An 18,293-nucleotide genomic window follows, 5' to 3' on the forward strand; every position below is an offset into this window, starting at 1 on the left:
GGTCGAATAGAAAGGGAAGCTGTGGCTACTGACAACAACAAGGCCGTTCTCCAGTACCCCGGTGGCGAGTATGAGATGAACCTCATCGAGGCCACCGAGGGCAACAACGGCATCGTCCTGGACAAGCTGCTGAGCGAGACCGGCTTGGTCACCTTCGATCCTGGCTACGTCTCCACCGGTTCTTGCGAATCCAAAATCACCTACATTGATGGTGACCAGGGCATTTTGCGCCACCGTGGCTATGACATTGCGGATCTTGCTGAAAACGCCACCTTCAACGAGGTGTCCTACCTGCTGATCAAGGGGCACCTGCCCACTGTGGAGGAACTCCGCCACTTCAACGATGAAATCCGCCACCACACGCTGCTGGACGAGGATTTCAAGGCGCAGTTCAACATCTTCCCGCGCAACTCCCACCCAATGGCGGTGCTCGCGTCCTCGCTGAACATTCTGTCCACGTACTACCAGGATCAGCTCAACCCGCTGGACGAGGAGCAATTGGATAAGGCCACCGTGCGCCTGCTGGCAAAGGTGCCAATGCTTGCCGCCTATGCCTACCGCGCATCCAAGGGCCAGCCCTACATGTACCCGGACAACTCCCTGAATGCGCGCGAAAACTTCCTGCGCATGATGTTCGGCTACCCAACCGAGCCCTACGAGGTTGACCCGGTTGTAGCGAAGGCTCTGGACAAGCTGCTGATTCTGCACGCAGACCACGAGCAGAACTGCTCCACCTCAACCGTCCGCATGATCGGCTCTGCGCAGGCCAACATGTTCGTCGCTATCGCCGGTGGCATCAACGCACTGTCCGGCCCGCTGCACGGTGGCGCAAACCAGGCGGTGCTGGAGATGCTTGAAGAGATCAAGCAGAACGGCGGCGACGCCACCGACTTCATGAATCGCGTGAAGAACAAGGAAAAGGGCGTTCGCCTGATGGGCTTCGGCCACCGCGTATACAAGAACTACGATCCGCGTGCGGCGATTGTCAAGGAAACCGCTCACGAGATCCTCGAGCACCTTGGTGGCGACGATCTGCTGGATCTGGCTATGAAGCTGGAAGAGATCGCGCTGAACGACGATTACTTCGTCTCCCGCAAGCTCTACCCGAACGTCGACTTCTACACCGGCCTGATCTACCGCGCCATGGGCTTCCCCACGGACTTCTTCACCGTGCTGTTCGCCATTGGTCGCCTCCCAGGCTGGATTGCTCAGTACCGCGAGCAGCTTGCCACCACCACCAAGATCAACCGTCCTCGCCAGGTGTACACCGGCGAGTCCCTGCGTAAGGTCTCTCCTCGCGAGGAGCGCTAAGCCGCAGCAGTGGTGACCGCCCGGATTTCCGGGCGGTTTTCTTTTGCAACAGCGGCAGCGGATTTGATAAGCGATCGTGCATAGACTAACCCCTCTGACCTGCGTATTGTGACGTTTTGCCAGGTGAGTAGGTAGGATAATTGGAAAAGCCTGATGAAATCGTTGGAAAATACTCAAAGATTCTTCGGGCATTCACACAGACCCCTACCTAGGAGACTGAATCTTATGTCCATGGAAAAGCCTCAGATCGACGTACCGGAAGGCCCAGCACCGGAAGACATCGTCATCGTTGACCTCATCGAGGGTGACGGTGAAGAAGCTCAGCCCGGTGGCTTCGTCGAGGTGCACTACGTCGGTGTGGACTTTGAAACGGGTCAGGAATTCGACTCGTCGTGGGACCGTGGCCAGAGCATCGAATTCCCGCTGTCCGGCCTCATCGCTGGTTGGCAAGAAGGCATCCCCGGCATGAAGGTTGGCGGGCGTCGCCAGCTCACCATCCCGCCGGAGGCTGCATATGGTCCCGCAGGTGGAGGCCACCCGCTGTCCGGTCGCACGTTGGTCTTCGTGATCGACTTGCTCAACACCAAGTAACAGCAACGCTCGACGTTGAAAAGCTTATCGACGCCGAGCGTTTTCCTTTCACTGTTTTCAGCTCAGGCGATCTGCTAGAAGCTCATAGTGTCGCATTCGCTGTTCGCGGCCCACGCGCTGGGGAGCCGTTTCCAAATCCCACAGCGCTTTTTCTGTATGCGCAAGAACCGATTCCACCAAATCATCTTGCTCCGGCACGATCCGATCCACCACTCCAGCTTTCAACAACTGTGCGGCCTGCACCCCCTGTTTTTCCATCATCGCAGGGGCGTGCTCGGTATCGCGATAAATGATGGCGGAGGCGCCCTCGGGCGGCAGCGGACTGAGCCAACCATGCTCGGCGCACAGCACAATATCTGCAGGCAACATCGCCAAAGCGCCGCCACCGCAGCCCTGACCGAGGATGACCGACACAGTGGGCACGTCCACCGACACCAGCTCGCTGAGTGTGCGCGCGATTGACCCCGCCATCGCGTGTTCCTCGGCTTCCGCGCTCAGTTCCGCGCCGGGAGTATCCACGACAGAAATCAACGGAATTTGCAGCTCGTGGGCAAGCTGGATTCCCCTTCGCGCAACCCGAAGCGCCTCGGTGCCCATTTCTACTTCGCCAATTGGTGGCTGTTGGTGGCGATCCTGCCCGATGAGCACCACAGGCTTGTTGTGCAAGCGGGCCAAAGCGATGCGGATAGCGGTGGAGGTTCTGCCGTCACCGGAGCCTGAAAGTTCAATAACGTTATCCTCGCCGATGGCTGCGAGCACATGTGAAAAGCCTGGTCGATCGTGCTTACGGGTTTGCACGATGGACTCCCAAGCATTGGGGGCTTCGCCGCCTACAGTCTGCACCTCGGCGGTCGCCTCGAGCTCATGGGGGCCCGGCGCAGCAAGAATTCGCATCAGTTTTGATACTGAGACGCGAAGCTGCTCGGGTGGAATCACGCCGTCGATGACGCCCTTTTCGCTGAGATGCTCACCGCTTTGAATATGGGCAGGAATGCTGCGACCTGTGGTTAGCTCCACCACCCGAGGCCCTAAGAATCCCAAGAGGGCATCGGGTTCCGCGTAGGTGATGTGGCCGGCGGAACCCCATGACGCCATCACCCCACCCGTAGTGGGGTTGCGTAGGTACACCATGAACGGCAGGTGGGCATCCTTGTGGCGATACACTGCCGTGGTGATGGAGACCATGAGCGCAAACGCCGGGGTGCCCTCCTGCATGCGGGTGCCGCCTGAAGAGGGGGAGATGAGCAATGGCAAGCCTTCGTCGGTGGCGCGGTGAATCCCGTCGATGATGCGGCGCGCCGTGGCGGCACCGATGGAGCCGCCAAGGAAGGAAAACTCGCTCAGGACAACCGCTACACGCTTCCCATCGATGCTTCCCTCGCCAGTGACTACGGACTCATCTACCCCCGACTTTTCCCGTGCGCGTGCCAGCGAGGCACGATACTCCTCGGAGATGTTTCGGTATTGGGGTGTTTGATCCCACGATTGGAATGATCCGGGATCGAGGACATCAGCGATCAATTTTTTGGCGGAAGTGCGGGTCATACGCTCATGCTAATCATTGGATTGAAGCCTCATGGTGCTTTTCTTGGGGCGATTGCATGCATGGGGACACCCGAGCGCTTGGTGTGAAGGTGCCCCCAAACCGGGCATTGAGGGCTGAGAATCTTCGAGGTTTTGCTAGCGGGGTGCCAGCAGATTGTGAACAATGGGAATCATGAGTGACTCCCAGCTTCAGATCCCAACAATTACCCTCAACGATGGCACCGAGATGCCAGCACTTGGCTTCGGCACCTGGAACCTTGAAGGCGAAGACTGCGTCCGCGCAGTGCGAAGCGCCATCGAGGTGGGGTATCGACACATTGACACCGCAGCCATCTACAAAAACGAGGAGGCCGTTGGTCGCGCGGTGCGCGAAGCTATCTCCGCGGGGGATGTGACCCGAGAAGAGCTCTTCATTACCTCCAAGGTTTGGAACAATGAACAGGGCGACCAGGAGGTGCAGCAGGCATTTCAAAAGTCGCTCAAGCGCCTCGAAATGGAGTTCATTGACTGCATGATGATCCACTGGCCGTGGCCGCAGCGGGGCTTGTATCTGGAGTCGTACGAGGCGCTTGCGAAAATCCAAGGTCTGGGTCAAGTGCGCAGCATCGCGGTGGCGAATTTCTACCCCGAGCTCTTGCGCGAAATCACTGAGGCCACCGGTATCGCGCCTGTGCTCAACCAGGTAGAGCTGCACCCTGGTTTTTCTCAAGCGGATTTGCGAGAAGCCCACGACGAAATGGGTATTGTCACCGAAGCGTGGTCGCCACTGGGGCGCGGTGACTTGCTGGAACACGAGTTGATCCGAGGCATCGCTGAGGAGGTGGGCAAGACTCCCGCTCAAGTGATTCTGCGTTGGATTGTGCAGTTGGGATGCTCGGTGATCCCCAAATCTTCCAGCAGGAAGCGTCAACTGGAAAACGGCGATATTTTCAGCTTTGAGCTTTGCGACGAGCACATGCAAGCAATTACTGACCTGGACGCCTCCGGTGGACGGCTGTATCAGTCTCCGCTGGAATTCCCAGGTGAGGTGCGTTCATGAGTGCTTCGGTGATCGTTCACCAGGAAGGCATGCTGCTGCACCTGCGTTTGAATCGTCCGGAAAAGCGCAATGCTTTGGACGCTCGGACGTGCGCAGAGATGACCGTCGCCTTGGAATCTGCCGCGAAGGCGTATCGCCAGGACTGTAGTGTGCGGGCGGTGCTCATCAGCGGTGAGGGGAAGGCCTTTTGCGCTGGCGCTGACCTCGGCGATGGGGCCGGGGTGTACGGAGATGGGTTTCTGGAACGCCTCCATGAGATGTTGCAAAGCATCGTGCAGTTGCCGATCCCGGTGATCGCGAATATCCAAGGTCCTGCTGTGGGTGCGGGAACGCAGTTGGCGTTGGCCTGCGATTTAAGAGTGGTGGGGGAGTCGGGGTGGTTCATGGTGCCGGCGGCGAACCTGGGATTTGCGCTTGATGCGTGGACAATCCACCGCGCCCAAGATTTGCTCGGTGGTGCTGTTGCCCGGCAGATGCTGCTGGCTGCGCAGCGCGTGGATAAGCAGCAGGCGCAGGATTTGGGATTTGCGAATGCAGGAACAGACGCGGATGCTCACGAATTTGCCTTGGCAATGACAAAGCGCGCGCCGCTTGCAATGGAACAGCTGAAAACGGCGCTGAATGCCGATGATTCCAGCTATGGGCTCAATCCTCGTGCGCAAGACCTCTTCACCAGGTGCTGGGCGAGTGACGATGCGGATGAGGCTCGCAGGGCGAGGGCGGAGCGCCGGGAACCTCGCTTCCGAGGGCGCTAGGGGATCGTATATGTGAAGCCCCGAGGTGCTTTTTTGTGCAAAATAAGCCAAGCCCCTCGGGGTCTTTTTGTTAAGTGGGCATTAGCAAGATTTGCAAATGCTGAAATCTGGCGGAGGTAGGGGTGAATCGGTAGCAATAAAACCGCAGCTTACGCATCTTCGGGGGTGATGCGAAGCTTGTAAAGGGTGTATTGCCAAGGATTTACTTTCTATATAGGGGTGAGCCATGTAACTTTCAACGGGAACGTATTTATGTGATGCCGTCCACAGCCGAGCTGCGGAGCTGAACAAATACGAAGTGCAAGAACAGCCGATAGTAAGAAAGCGAGCTCCTCCCTCATGAGTGCAGCACCCCAGCGCCAGCGGCGGCAGCCAAGCGCGCAAGAGTTTCGCGAAATGCAGGCAAGCCCGCAGTTTGCTGATCTGAAAAAGACCTACAGGTCTTTTACTTTCCCAATGTCCATTGCCTTCTTCATCTGGTACCTGGTGTACGTCCTCTCTGCGATTTACGCCCCCGGCTTCATGGCGCAGAACGTATTTGGGCACGTGAACGTGGGTGTGATCTTCGGACTCCTGCAGTTCCTGACCACCTTTGTGATCACCTGGGTGTACGTGAAGTACGCAAACAAGAACATCGAGCCCAAAGCGGCCGCAATCCGCGAGCAGATGGAAGGCTAGGAGCGTTTGCATATGAATACCTCAATCCTCGCGGCAGAAGCGCCGCAAACTGGTAACCCGATTCTCAATATCTCTGTCTTCGTCGCCTTCATCGTGGTCACCATGGCCGTGGTACTGCGCGCCGGTAAGTCCACTAAGGAGGCCTCGGACTTCTACACCGGCGGCGGTTCCTTCTCCGGCCGTCAGAATGGCCTCGCAATTGCTGGCGACTATCTTTCGGCAGCATCCTTCCTCGGCATCGTCGGTGCCATCGCCTTGAACGGCTACGACGGCTTCCTGTACTCCGTCGGCTTCTTCGTTGCATGGCTCGTCGCGCTGCTGCTGGTTGCAGAACCACTGCGTAACGTCGGACGCTTCACCATGGCGGATGTGTTGTCCTTCCGCCTGAAGCAAAAGCCCGTGCGCGTGGCCGCAGCATTCGGCACCCTGTTCGTGTCCTTGTTCTACCTCATTGCGCAGATGGCAGGCGCTGGTTCGCTGGTGTCCGTGCTGCTGAACCTGCATGACAAGACCGCTCAATCCATCGTGGTAGCCATCGTGGGCGTGATCATGATCATCTACGTTTTGGTCGGCGGTATGAAGGGCACCACCTACGTGCAGATGATCAAAGCCGTGCTGCTGATTCTCTGCGTCGGCATCATGACGGTGCTCGTGTTCGTGAGCATCAAGGGCGGGCTCTCCGCGCTGTTTGACTCTGCAGTTTCTACCCACGCCGCTTCTGAAACGCTTGCGAAGAAGGGCTACGAGGCTCAGCAGTTGCTGGAGCCAGGCTTGAAGTACGGCAAGACCGCCACCACCAAGCTTGACTTCCTCTCGCTGGCACTGTCTCTCGTGCTGGGTACCGCTGGTCTGCCTCACGTGCTCATGCGCTTCTACACCGTGCCTACCGCTACCGAGGCGCGCCGTTCCGTCACTTGGGCCATCGTGCTCATCGGTGCGTTCTACCTGATGACTCTGGCTCTGGGCTTTGGTGCCGCTGCACTCGTTGGTCCAGACACGATTCTTGCTGCCCCCGGTGGCGCAAACGCTGCAGCGCCGCTGCTGGCACTGGAGCTGTGGGGCCCGCTGTTCATGGCTGCTATCTCCGCAGTGGCATTCGCGACGGTGCTCGCCGTGGTCGCCGGCCTGGCAATTACTGCCTCCGCATCCGTGGCGCACGATATTTACGACGCCGTGTTGCGCGATGGACAGTCCAGCGAGGAAGAGCAGGTTCGCGTCTCTCGCATCACCGTCGTGGTCATTGGCGTGGCCGCGATTGTGCTCGGCATCCTGGCAATGTCGCAGAACGTCGCCTTCCTGGTGTCGCTGGCCTTCGCAATCGCCGCGTCCGCAAACCTGCCCACGATCCTGTACTCCCTGTACTGGAAGCGCTTCAACACCACCGGCGCAGTGGCCTCCATGTACACCGGTCTGGTGGCCGCGCTGGTGCTCATCATCTTCTCCCCAGCGGTGTCGGGCACCGAAACCTCAATGTTCTCCAACGTCGACTTCCACTGGTTCCCGCTGACCAGCCCCGGTATCGTTTCGATTCCGCTGGCGTTCCTCGCCGGTGCTATCGGTGCCTTCGTTGGTAAGCCGGACAACCTGGATGACCTCCAAGCTGAGATGGAAGTTCGCTCGCTGACTGGCGTTGGCGTCGAAGCTGCCGTCGACCACTAAAGCATCTCACCCCAAGGGTGCTGGCCCCGCGTACGGAATTCTGATTCTGCACGCGGGGTTTTAATATGTCTACATGTCCAAAATTGCGTCACTTCGCTGGTGGCAGGTGGCTCCTCTCGTCTGTGCCGCCGCGGGAGTCGTCGCCATGCCATTCGCAGCGATGCGTGGCCCTGAGGCGCCTGAAGAAGCTCCAATGAACTTCACCGTCCCTTCCTCAGGCACCGCCTTTGATGAGTCCTGGAAGTTTGAGCCGAAGGCAGATCTGGGCACAAGCCAACTCACCTACCTCGATTTGCGCAATGGAACGCACAAGGGAAGCACCAATGAACGTTTTTCCCGCCCAAGTTTGAGCCTGAGCAAGCTGTACATCGCCCAGTACGTGTTCGAGCACGGTTCCGAGGATGAACAGGATCTGGCACAGCAAATGATCCAGACTTCAGACGACGAGATTGCCGACGAGCTCTTCGACGCCTACCCAAACAGCATTGACAAGATTGCTAAGCAGTACAAGCTGAAGTCCACTAGCCAACAGGGGCAGCGGTGGGGTTACTCAGTAACGTCTACCTACGACGTGGTGCAGTTCCTCCTGGCGATTCTGAGGGAGAACCCGCACTCTCCGGTGGTACAGGCGATGACCCAAACCACGCCAAAGGCCGCCGATGGAACCCGACAGGATTTCGGCACCGCGCAATTGCCTGGGGCGAAAGCTAATAAGTTTGGTTGGTCGAGCGACGGAAGCCTGCATTCATCCGCCACGATTGGCGATGACTACATCGTCGCCGCTGCCGTGTATGGCAGTGAAGACGACCTCAGCGAGTACGTCCAACGCCAACTGGGCGAGCGCCTTTAGGCTTTCTCTGCGCGCTCAGCCTGGAGCTTTCTCTCCCGCTCCTCGGGGTCTTCCTCCTCGTAGTCATCGGCGGGTTTCACGATGCTGCCAATGAGCGGGAAGAGCAACACGGTGATGGAGCCGGCGGCAACGAGCACTGAGGCCGTTTCGGAAGTCAGGAGCTTGGACGTCACGGCAACATCGGTGACCGCCACGATGATCGGCAGAGCAGTGGCCGCGTAGAAGCTCAACTGGATTGCCTCGCGCCACCCTTGAATCTCCGAACCGGTTTGGCCGAAGCGCTCACGCAATAGGATGGGGACACCGCGAGTGAAGTAAATGAGCGGGATGAGGAGCACCAGGAACCAGGGGTTATGTATCACCGCTTCGGGATCAATGGCCATGCCGGAACACACGAAGAACACGGGGATGAGCAAGCCATAGCCGACGATGTCGAGCCGCTGTTCCAGGGGTGTTCGGTACTTCTCCGGCATCATCTGCCGCAAAATGACGCCCGCGGCAAAAGCTCCGAGAACCACATCGAGTTCGAACACTGCGGCCACGGCCATTAACACGCCCAGAAGCAGCATCACCATGCGCACCATGGTTTGATTGGTTGAACCTGCACCGTGGATCATGGCGCGTCGCATCCACGGCGCGAAGATCCGCACAGTCTTAGGCACCGCGGCCACGAGGAAGGCTATGGCAAAGAACGCGAGGAGCACTGAAGCCGTGAGCCAGGTTGCACGCGTAGACAGCAACGTGGCCATCGCCAGAATGGGTGCAATTTCGCCGATGGCACCGTGCACCATGAGTGAACGCCCAACTGGCTTATCCAGCATGCGCTGTTCTTTCATGATCGGCAGGAGTGTGCCCACAGCGGTGGAGGTAAAGGCGATGGCCAACACGATTGCGGTGGTTGGCCGAGTGAATCCGAGCACAGCGTAGGCGCCAATAAAACTCGAAAGCATGCAGATCAGCCACGTGATGACGCCCTGCTTACCTTCACGCCCGCGAACGATACTGGGGTTGATTTCATAACCTGCCAGCAAAAAGAGCAAGCCGAGCCCCATCTCTTTCACCAGGTGTACGCCGCCGGCTTCGGACGCGAGCTGCAGGCCGTGTGGGCCGATGAGCACACCGAAGGCGATCAAGACCACCACGCCTGGTATCCGCTTGCCTGTTGCATAGGACAACAGCGGTCCAAGCAGTGCCACCGCCATGATCCATGCAAAGGAAACGAGTGGCTCAGGATCGGGGCCCGCTTCTGCGAGCAGCGTAGTGGCAAGGTCGTGCGTCATGCGGTTAGAGTACCCCGCCGGGTTGAGCTTTTCGACGCCACCGCGTGCAAATCAACAACGCTTCTGGGCAGTGCTAGCGCAATGCCCAGAATCGGGGAGTGGAGCACGCGCATCCGTGCGGGAGTGACCTTCAGGTACACCGGACGGAATTGTTGGCCTTTGAAATACTGTGCAAGAAAGCGCGCAAGCACCGGGTCCGAGTGTGCGGCGCGTTGTGTGCTCTTTGGCAGCTCAAAAGCGGCAGCGTAATTGCGTGGTGTGGATTCCACGAGTCCTGCTGGCCGTGGGCCGAATTGCCCCTTCACCGGACTCATGCGCATGGACAGTGGAGAGCCGAGCCGACCATCGATCGTGTGCAACACCAGGGGATAGTGTCGCTTGCCGGTATGGATCAGCACTTCGCGCTTTGGTGAGGCGTATGAGAATTCCTCGACGCTCAGCATCACCCCGTTGCTGAGTTCCCCGCGATAAGCAAAGGGGCTGGGTGCGGCGAGTGTGCGGGTACTGGAATCTTCGGAAGGGTTTTCAAGGCGGTGCCCTTCGAGGGGGAGACCGGTTGGGGTGAAAGACCAGTGGGCGTCGAAAAGCTGCTTATGCCAGTACCCATTGAGCCCCTTATGTTGCCCTTCCACACGCAGTTCTCGCTGCTTGGAGCCTTGGGCGGTGGAGTGGATCGAGATTCGGTCGGTGATGGCGCCGGGAATTTTGGGCTGTTGGTGCCAATCGTCGCTGGGGAGCGCAATTGGTGCTGTTGTTGGGTTGAGGCGGTGGCTGAGCGCGCCTGCTGCTGCCGGTCGGGGATCAAAGCCCCAGGTATAGCGGAATTGGGCGGGGTCAGCACCCTTGATATCGAAGTCGTCGAGTCGGGTGAACATGTCGCCGTAGCGATTCATCACAAAGATCTGCGAACCCGAAGCGGACAATGAGTGCACCTGGAAACGGCCGTTCAGCGGGGTTCCGACCTCGTAGGAATAATCGCGTGCGAGCCAAGGGTCTAGCGAGTAGATGCGGCTGCCGTCGGGTGAAAGAGCAAGGACCTGGGTGACCTTGGCTAAGGAGATGGGTTGCCGTTTGCCATCGGAGGTCTCATAAAAGCGATCCGTGTGATTGCCAATCAGGCTCAAACTCCATTTGCCGGGTGAAGTGTTGGGGCTTTGTTGGCCACGCCCGAACCAAAAAGGGCTACCCCATGCGCGGATCCAGCCCCAACGGCTGGGGCTTGAGAGAAGATTGCTCAAGGTATACATCCAGCCCGCAGTATCCACGGCAACGAGGGCGTCTTCATTGATAGAGATGCCGTGAATGTTGCCACTCAGACTTTCCGGAGTGGGGACACAGCGCCAAGTGGTATCACCAATGTTGCGCACGAAGAGCTCGCCGCCGCGAAGCGCTACCTCGATTTTTTGATTGAAACCTTCGGCATTGCTTCGGAACAGCACCTGGTCTGGAAGATCCTCGCGCCGTGCCACGGGAAGATCCGCGTAGCCCACGTTGCCGAAATCCGGTGCCACGAGGCCTAAGGGGAACTGCCCGTACCCCTTGATGGGATTGCCCACCAGCGGCACCCCGGCAGCAGGGCCGCTAGATTGGGGCAGTTCAGGTTGGGCGGAATCAGCAGGACTGCTAAGCGTCTTGAGGTTCTTGCGCCTCAACATGCCACGGCGCAACATTGTGGCAGACCCTGCGGCGATGAATGTGGCGAGGATACGCGATTCCAGTCGGTGAAACATGGGGATCTAGTACTCCTAGGCAATCAATGAGGTTGAAAACAGAATATGCCCCCAAGCCGTGCTTGGAGGCATAACGGAAGTGGTTGGAGGTTCTAGGAGGAACTGCCGAGCGAAACCCAAGTGTTGGGGTCTAAGAGGCGTTGGAAGAAGCCTTGGATATCAAATCCGAGCTTGCGCAGGAAAGACAGGAACGAGTCGAAGGAACTGGAGCCGCCCTCGTTCACATCGGCAACCAAGGTGGCAACCTCCGATTTCACGCCATCAAAACTTTCCGTGACGGCCACGCCGCGCTCTTGGCCTGCGGGCAAGAATCCCAAGTTGCAGGAGAACTCGCCGTTCTCGTCGGCTGTATCAACGCAGCGATTTCCGCCCGGGGCGAGAGCTTCCACCGTTGCGCCGGGAGTGGCTTTGCCGGTGATGATGGTTTGCGTGGCGTTGTTGAGCTGTTCCTCGGTGAAGCGGAGATCAGTGGGCTTCTTGGGTGCCGTACTAATTACTTTGGTACGCATTGGCGCGGAGGCAGATTCCGCGATGGTGTCATTGCCAGAGAAAGCAGCGGTGATGGAGGCTTCGCCCTTCTCAGCTGGTTGCCAATCGCAGGTTGCTAGCCCCTCATTGTTGATCGCGCTAGTGCAAATCTCGCGCCCATTGTTGGCGAAGGTGACAGTGCCGCCGTTGTGCGCTGCGCCCTCGGCCGTCACGCTCGCCACCAGAGGAATCTGTTGATCCTTAGCAACCCATTCAGGCAGCGGGCTCAACACGGTGGTGCTTGCTGCTTTCGAGTTGTCGTTTACGGTAATGGCGGGGCCACCGTTGAAGAGATTAGGGGCGTAAGTTTTGGTTCCAAACCAGCTCCCGTACTTGTACCAGAAGCCCGATTCCAACGTTTTACCAGCGCAGCTCGGTGCCAGACGGTAACTCAAGCTGAATGCGTGCGGCGCTGCTTGGGTGAAGGTCCAGTAGTTGCTTGGTGCGTTGATGGTGGTTTTGCCAGGAACGTGAACGACCTGCGAGTCAGCGATTTTCTCGCTATTCAGCGTTGCGGACCCCTGCACAAATTCGAGGCAGGTATCAACGTTGTTTGACCAAGAGTAGATGTAGTCCTTGCTGCTTGCCGACGTAGTGGTGAACGTCTGGCTGTAGGTGATCGTTTGCCCGACCGTCGCCTCAGTATCGCTGATTGTGCGGGTGTAGATGGAGTTTGAGTCCTGGTGAGAAGCCTCGGCGGTGGCTGCGCTGGCGGTGGGAACGACCAGGCTGCAGCCGACTGCGAATGTGCAGCAGGCAGCGGCGATCTTGTTCATCTTCATCTTAAAGTCTCCTTAGCGCTTTCCAAGAATGCCGAGTTGGGATGAACCTGTCTGCGGGCCGGTGGCGCCTTCCTCAAAGCCAGCGAAGACATGGGGCTGCTGCGTGTCGGTTGGGGTACACATGAGGAATGCTGCCGCGTTGAAATCTGTGCGGGCGCCCTGCGTTGGAGCGGGCAGGGGAGCGTCGAAAAGCACTTCCTCACCGGCTGGGATGGTGAACTTCTTGATCAAACCTGCGTGCCCCGCCAGGCGTGCCTTGGAGTATTCCTCGCCGATGTATTTGCGAATGCCGTTGGCCTGGCCGAGCAAGGGGCCGGAGCCCTGGAGTGCGCCCTGGGAAGATCCGAGGTCGATGGTTCCCAGGTTAATCGCACCGATGAGGGGGAGTGAGGGGCTCTTCACGGGGAGCTCCGGGGCAACGCGGTAAAGATTTGACTGGTAGTAGGCCACTGACTTGGCCACCAGATCTGCGGGGGCAACGTCGCCTGCGGTGTCGTCCTTGCCCTTGGCACCGGCGCACACGAACTCACGATCAGAGGTATTGGTGACCTTGCCGGTAATGGAGGTTGCTGCGGCATCGGCTGCGTTTACTTCCACCTTGAGCGCATCGCTATCGGTGATGACCACTTCGGCGGTGGTTTCAGCGCCGGGCACAACGTTGGCGGCCTGGGCGGTGTTTGTCCCGAAGGTGGCCAAGAGGGTGATGGCGGAGGCAACCGCGAGGGTGCCACGGTGAAGTGACTTCATGAGAAAACCTTTCAGAACTTCTTAGTTGCGGTTGCTGGAGCCTGTTGCGGGCTGGGCGGGAAGATGGGAGCTTAGGCCAGACCACATCGGGTTCACGCCGGGCTCGTAGCCTGCGAAAACGTAGGCCTGCTGATCCTGCACGTCGGTGCAATACAGCAGCGCTGCAGCGTCAAAATCGCTGCGTTCGCCATGTCCGGGAGCGCCCAGTTTGACCTCGAGTGTTTCGCTAGCGCCGGGCTGGAGCGTAAAGGGGGCGATCTCGCCGGTGTGGCCAGCGATGCGTGCGCGATCCCACTGGCGGGAAAGTTCCGCGCGGGCTGCTGTGTCGCTGCCCAGGAGATTGCCGGCACTGCCTTGGGGCACGTACTGCAGGAAAACATCGGTGGGGATCACCCCGAGCAGCGGCACATTCTGACCATTCTTCGGAAGGAAGGGTTGTGCGCGGTAGTAGTTCATCGAGTCGGTGACGATGCGAGCTTCCGTCACAACATTGGGCAACTTCTCCGGCTTGGCCGGATCCGTGGAAGCGCCGGGCGCGTAGCACTCAAAGGCGTGGTCGTAGTTGTTTTTCACATTGACCTTGGCGGTGTGTTCGGCACCAAGCTTTTCGACGTCCACGCTGACATGCGGGCTGTCCGTCACCACCACGGCACCATCAGCGGAAGCGCCGGGCAGTTGGGAGACAAGATTGGCGGCATGAGCCGGAACGGCAGCGGCGATGAGGGCTGCTGCGGATGCGAGGGAAAGAGCCGCGCGTTTCAGATGCATGATGAAACCTCTTGAGTCACAGGAGTTTACTTCCGTAACAGTATTTCATGTAGGGAAAGGAAACTGCAACAGATTGGGTGACGTGGCAACGGATTTCGGGGTCGGAGAATGAGGCGGACGAAGTGCTTGCTCCGTGCTGGCGCGGGCCCGGGTAGGGCTGCTGTCTCACAGTTGCAAGTTCGATGTGGAGCGGACTGCCTCGTTGAGTATTGACGTCCGCTGGGTTCGAAGGGAACAGAGTGTGTGGATGTGTGTAAAGATGCGAAAGCGCCCCAGGTAGGAATCGAACCTACGACACCGGCTTTAGGAGAGCCGTGCTCTATCCACTGAGCTACTGGGGCGTGCGGACAACTGTGTCAGCGGGTGACATGCTACCGCAAAAAGGGGCATTACAGTAATCGGATTCACTTGGTGGGAGTGAAATTTTTGCCATCCGGCTTACAAACTCCCTGTAAGGGAATAAGCTGGTTCTACTACCTACATCAGCTACCCAAGGAGTGTGTCATGAGCAACGTCCACCCAATCTTCCATGATGTTCAGCGTCGTCCCGTCGTCGCGAACGTCCTCACGGAGGACGGCAACTTAGTGCTCGCCCTCGACGAACTTGCAGAAGACGGCAGCCTCACCCGCCTGCTGACCTTGAACAAGTTTGACGCCAAGCAGCTCTCCGCTGCGTGCGACCGCTACCTGCACCAGCAGAACTCCCTGTCTTACGCCAGCGTGAACACTCTGCTCACCGAGGTTGACCGCGCAGAGCTTTACGGTGATGACGACGACGAGTAAATCGATGCGCACCATCTACGTTATTGGTATCGGTGCAGGCGATCCCGAGTTGCTGACGCTCAAGGCAATTCGTGCCTTAGAACGCGCCGATGCCGTGATTGCGCTCGATAAGGGAGACGCGAAGAGCGATCTGCTTGCTTTGAGGGAACACATCGTTCACGCGCATGCACCCGATCTGCCCATCGTCACCGTGCAAGATCCGCCACGCGATCGTAACCCGGAGCACTACGCCGCCGAGGTTCGCCGTTGGCACGCTGAACGCGCGCGGCTATTGGCCGATGCGATCCGGAAGCACACCAACGATAGCGCGGCATTTCTGGTGTGGGGCGATCCTTCGCTTTATGACTCCACGCTTCGGATCATTGAGCGGATGCAGCGACACGAAGGCCTTGAGTGCACCGTAGAAGTAATCCCGGGCGTAACAGCCATTCAATTGCTCACCGCTGAGCATAAGATGTTGCTCAACCGCATTGGCGAGGACATCCACGTCACCACCGCTCGCAATTTGGCCAAAGCCTCGCCGAAGGATCGCCGCAATTGCGTAGTGATGCTCGACGGCGGTGCAGGCTGGCTGGATGGGCCAACGCACAACACCTATATGTGGTGGGGAGCTTACCTGGGCACCGAACATCAAGTGCTGCGGGAAGGCTTCATCACCGAGATCGGTGAAGAAGTTGCGGCACTGAAACAACAATTGCGAGAGCAGCACGGCTGGATCATGGACATCTACCTCCTGCGCGAGCTCGATGAGGCCACGCCGGAAAACAAACCCACTTAAAAAGCGCCCCCGCGGGGGCGCATTCTTTATGCCTGCAGTTCCTCAAGTTTGCGTCGCACTTCTGACGCGGCTGGGTTGGTGGCGGTGGTGCCATCGGAGTACTTCACGGTGGGGACGATGCGGTCGCCATTATTCACGGACTTCACCCACTCGGAGGCCTGCTCGTCAGCTTCCACGTCCACCAGGGCATAGGGGGTTTCGGTGCGATCCAGTGCCTTGCGCAAACGCTGGCAGAATGGGCACCAATCGGCGGCAAAAATGGTCACATGTTGTTCGTTACTCATGCCTACCCATGGTGCTGAATCAATCGGCCCGGCGCAAGTGTTTGATCCGAAAACGCACCGGATGACGCTGCCCATCCGCTCCGAGCACCCAACCACTGGAATCCTGCCAATCGCTGCAGGACACAAGCTCGAAGCCGCGGACGTCCGGGGCAAACACCGCCAACTCACCCAACATATCCGCCAACTCCGCATCCACCTCGGTGATGACTACCTCTGTGCAACAACGCAAAGTTTGGGCGTAGACGCTGCCGCCTCCGATCACCCAGGCGTCGAGAAGCTTTGGAACTGCCGCAACGACCTCGGCGCCACCGGACCAATCGCCCGGATTGCGGGAGGAAAGCACGAGGTTCTTGCGGCCGGGCAGCGGGCGGAAGCGCTCAGGGATCGATTCCCATGTGGCGCGGCCCATGAGGACGGCCTCGCCTGAGGTGGTGTTTTTGAAATGGGCGAGATCTTCGGGAATGTGCCAAGGCATGTCCTTGCCGTCGCCGATCACCCGATCGCGCGATTGTGCCCAGATCGCCTTCATTTATACGGCCACCTGACCGCGGATGGCGGGATGAGGATCGTAGCCGATGATCTCTACGTCCTCGAAGTCGTAGTCATTGATGGTTTCCGCTTTGCGCAGATTGAGTTGCGGGTAGGGGCGCGGCTCGCGGCTGAGCTGCAGTTCCACCTGCTCGCGGTGATTGTCGTAAATGTGGCAATCGCCGCCGGTCCAAATGAATTCGCCCACCTCCAAGCCGGCCTGCTGTGCCAGCATGTGCGTGAGCAGTGAGTAGCTGGCGATATTGAAGGGCACGCCCAGGAACATGTCGGCGCTGCGCTGGTAGAGCTGCACGGAAAGCTTGCCGTCGGCCACGTACATTTGGAACATCATGTGGCACGGTGGCAGCGCCATGTTGTGCAGCTCGGCAACATTCCAGGCGCTCACGATATTGCGCCGCGAGTCCGAGTTCTGCTTGAGCGTTTCAATTGCCGCCGCGATCTGATCAATGTGTTGGCCATCAGGGGTGGGCCAGGAACGCCACTGCACGCCATAGATTGGACCCAGGTCCCCGTTTTCATCGGCCCATTCGTCCCAGATGCTCACGCCGTGTTCGTGGAGATATTTCACATTCGAGTCACCGCGCAAGAACCACAGCAGTTCGCCGATGATCGACTTCATGTGAACCTTTTTGGTGGTGATAAGCGGGAAGAGCTCTTGCAGGTTAAAGCGCATTTGTGCGCCGAATAGGCTCTGGGTGCCGGTGCCGGTGCGGTCGTCCTTGTGGGTGCCTTCGGCCATGATCTTGCGCAGAAGATCCTCGTATGGGGTGGGGATGGCGGTCATGGCACCTAGCCTATCGGAGCTGTCAATTGTGCTTTTCGACGCCCCACGCGCCACCCCCAAAACCTCTTAGTAGGAGCCGTGTTCCTCGCGGAACTCTGCCAGCATCTTCAAAATGTCATCGGCCAACTCTTTGCGGCAGATGAGCACATCGGGCAGGTAAGTGTCCTTGTTGTTATAGGTCAAAGGAGTGCCATCGAGTCGTGAGCAGTGCAAGCCAGCCGCCAGGCTCACACCCACGGGGGCGGCGGAGTCCCACTCGTACTGTCCGCCGGCGTGGATGTATGCGTCATAGTCGCCCAGCAGCACGTGCATGGCCTTGGCGCCAGCGGAGCCCATTGGCTCGGTTTCAAAACCGAGCTTGTCCGCAATGTATTCCGCCACAGCGGGAGGACGGTTGTGGGATACGGCGATGCGCTTGGCATAAGGGCCGCTGACCGCGCGGGAATCGGCGGTGGTGAACACCACGCCCAAATCGGGTAGGCCAACGGCGGCGTGGGTGGGGTGGCCGTTTTCTACCAGAGCAATGTGGACCGCCCAGTCCTGGCGGCCGGTGGCAAACTCCTTGGTGCCGTCGAGCGGGTCCACGATCCACACGCGCTCTTTGCCGAGGCGCTCGGGGTTATCGGCGGCTTCTTCTGAAAGAAAACCATCATCGGGGCGGTGCTGCTCCAGCACTCGCGCAATCCAGTTTTGTGCGAGGTCATCGCCTGCGTCGCCGAGGGAGCGGCCACGCAGCACACCGACGTTGCGCACGCCCTTGAGCACTTCACCAGTGCCTTGAGCTAAACGTCGGGTTAAAGTCGCATCGTCAAAGTGAGCAGTCATGTATGCCAGCTTAGTTCTTTGGTTGAA

General features: G+C 58.8%; 19 protein-coding genes and 1 tRNA gene. 9 read left to right on the forward strand and 11 right to left on the reverse strand.

Going from position 1 to position 18,293, the window contains the following annotated elements; all coding sequences use genetic code 11:
- Positions 1 to 21: 21 nt before the first annotated feature.
- Both CGERO_RS03225 and fkpA read left to right on the forward strand, forming a co-directional pair.
- Positions 22 to 1,311, forward strand: a complete 1,290-nt coding sequence (locus tag CGERO_RS03225) for a citrate synthase (RefSeq protein ID WP_164470250.1) — start codon at positions 22 to 24, stop codon at positions 1,309 to 1,311.
- A gap of 231 nt (positions 1,312 to 1,542) precedes the next feature.
- Entirely contained in the window at positions 1,543 to 1,902 is a 360-nt protein-coding gene (gene fkpA, locus CGERO_RS03230) for an FKBP-type peptidyl-prolyl cis-trans isomerase FkpA (RefSeq protein ID WP_123935896.1), read from the forward strand.
- A gap of 57 nt (positions 1,903 to 1,959) precedes the next feature.
- On the opposite strand, the gene CGERO_RS03235 is transcribed toward fkpA, so the two are convergent.
- Positions 1,960 to 3,447 (reverse strand): carboxyl transferase domain-containing protein, encoded by a 1,488-nt coding sequence (locus CGERO_RS03235; protein ID WP_123933449.1) that lies wholly within the window; start codon positions 3,445 to 3,447, stop codon positions 1,960 to 1,962.
- A 163-nt stretch (positions 3,448 to 3,610) separates the two neighbouring features.
- On the opposite strand from CGERO_RS03235, the gene CGERO_RS03240 reads away from it, so the two are divergent.
- From CGERO_RS03240 to CGERO_RS03260, 5 genes are all read left to right on the forward strand, one after another.
- A complete protein-coding gene (locus CGERO_RS03240; RefSeq protein WP_377017906.1) occupies positions 3,611 to 4,486 on the forward strand; it encodes an aldo/keto reductase in 876 nt (291 codons plus the stop codon).
- The gene (locus CGERO_RS03245; RefSeq protein ID WP_123933451.1) at positions 4,483 to 5,241 is read left to right on the forward strand and encodes an enoyl-CoA hydratase; all 759 of its coding nucleotides are present in this window, start codon (positions 4,483 to 4,485) and stop codon (positions 5,239 to 5,241) included. The genes CGERO_RS03240 and CGERO_RS03245 overlap by 4 nt, the downstream gene beginning before the upstream one ends.
- A 339-nt stretch (positions 5,242 to 5,580) precedes the next feature.
- Positions 5,581 to 5,919, forward strand: coding sequence for a DUF485 domain-containing protein (locus tag CGERO_RS03250; RefSeq protein ID WP_123933452.1), 339 nt, complete (start codon positions 5,581 to 5,583; stop codon positions 5,917 to 5,919).
- Between the two features lie 12 nt (positions 5,920 to 5,931).
- Entirely contained in the window at positions 5,932 to 7,578 is a 1,647-nt protein-coding gene (locus CGERO_RS03255; RefSeq protein WP_123933453.1) for a solute symporter family protein, read from the forward strand.
- 73 nt (positions 7,579 to 7,651) lie between these two features.
- Positions 7,652 to 8,428, forward strand: coding sequence for a serine hydrolase family protein (locus CGERO_RS03260; protein ID WP_164470252.1), 777 nt, complete (start codon positions 7,652 to 7,654; stop codon positions 8,426 to 8,428).
- On the opposite strand, the gene CGERO_RS03265 is transcribed toward CGERO_RS03260, so the two are convergent.
- The 6 genes from CGERO_RS03265 to CGERO_RS03290 form a co-directional block, all read right to left on the reverse strand.
- Positions 8,425 to 9,708, reverse strand: coding sequence for a cation:proton antiporter (locus tag CGERO_RS03265; RefSeq protein ID WP_123933454.1), 1,284 nt, complete (start codon positions 9,706 to 9,708; stop codon positions 8,425 to 8,427). The genes CGERO_RS03260 and CGERO_RS03265 overlap by 4 nt on opposite strands.
- Complete coding sequence (locus CGERO_RS03270) at positions 9,705 to 11,438, reverse strand: hypothetical protein (RefSeq protein WP_123933455.1); 1,734 nt, start codon at positions 11,436 to 11,438, stop codon at positions 9,705 to 9,707. The genes CGERO_RS03265 and CGERO_RS03270 overlap by 4 nt, the downstream gene beginning before the upstream one ends.
- A gap of 92 nt (positions 11,439 to 11,530) precedes the next feature.
- Positions 11,531 to 12,748, reverse strand: a complete 1,218-nt coding sequence (locus CGERO_RS03275; RefSeq protein ID WP_123933456.1) for an Ig-like domain repeat protein — start codon at positions 12,746 to 12,748, stop codon at positions 11,531 to 11,533.
- Between the two features lie 12 nt (positions 12,749 to 12,760).
- A complete protein-coding gene (locus CGERO_RS03280; RefSeq protein WP_123933457.1) occupies positions 12,761 to 13,495 on the reverse strand; it encodes a hypothetical protein in 735 nt (244 codons plus the stop codon).
- Positions 13,496 to 13,516: 21 nt separating this feature from the next.
- Complete coding sequence (locus tag CGERO_RS03285; protein WP_123933458.1) at positions 13,517 to 14,263, reverse strand: hypothetical protein; 747 nt, start codon at positions 14,261 to 14,263, stop codon at positions 13,517 to 13,519.
- 268 nt (positions 14,264 to 14,531) lie between these two features.
- Positions 14,532 to 14,604, reverse strand: a tRNA-Arg gene (locus tag CGERO_RS03290).
- A gap of 163 nt (positions 14,605 to 14,767) precedes the next feature.
- Between CGERO_RS03290 and CGERO_RS03295 the strand changes: the two genes are divergently transcribed.
- Both CGERO_RS03295 and cobF read left to right on the forward strand, forming a co-directional pair.
- Positions 14,768 to 15,046, forward strand: coding sequence for a cg0963 family protein (locus tag CGERO_RS03295; RefSeq protein WP_123933459.1), 279 nt, complete (start codon positions 14,768 to 14,770; stop codon positions 15,044 to 15,046).
- A gap of 4 nt (positions 15,047 to 15,050) precedes the next feature.
- A complete protein-coding gene (gene cobF / locus CGERO_RS03300; protein ID WP_123933460.1) occupies positions 15,051 to 15,824 on the forward strand; it encodes a precorrin-6A synthase (deacetylating) in 774 nt (257 codons plus the stop codon).
- Positions 15,825 to 15,850: 26 nt separating this feature from the next.
- Here cobF and CGERO_RS03305 read toward each other — a convergent pair whose 3' ends face one another.
- From CGERO_RS03305 to CGERO_RS03320, 4 genes are all read right to left on the reverse strand, one after another.
- A complete protein-coding gene (locus CGERO_RS03305) occupies positions 15,851 to 16,108 on the reverse strand; it encodes a mycoredoxin (RefSeq protein WP_123933461.1) in 258 nt (85 codons plus the stop codon).
- A gap of 19 nt (positions 16,109 to 16,127) precedes the next feature.
- Positions 16,128 to 16,637, reverse strand: coding sequence for a dihydrofolate reductase (locus CGERO_RS03310; RefSeq protein ID WP_123933462.1), 510 nt, complete (start codon positions 16,635 to 16,637; stop codon positions 16,128 to 16,130).
- Positions 16,638 to 17,441 (reverse strand): thymidylate synthase, encoded by an 804-nt coding sequence (locus tag CGERO_RS03315; protein WP_123933463.1) that lies wholly within the window; start codon positions 17,439 to 17,441, stop codon positions 16,638 to 16,640. It abuts the gene before it with no gap.
- A gap of 66 nt (positions 17,442 to 17,507) precedes the next feature.
- Entirely contained in the window at positions 17,508 to 18,266 is a 759-nt protein-coding gene (locus tag CGERO_RS03320; RefSeq protein WP_123933464.1) for a 3'(2'),5'-bisphosphate nucleotidase CysQ, read from the reverse strand.
- Positions 18,267 to 18,293: the final 27 nt, after the last annotated feature.

The organism is Corynebacterium gerontici (genome assembly GCF_003813985.1).
Lineage (GTDB): Bacteria > Actinomycetota > Actinomycetes > Mycobacteriales > Mycobacteriaceae > Corynebacterium > Corynebacterium gerontici.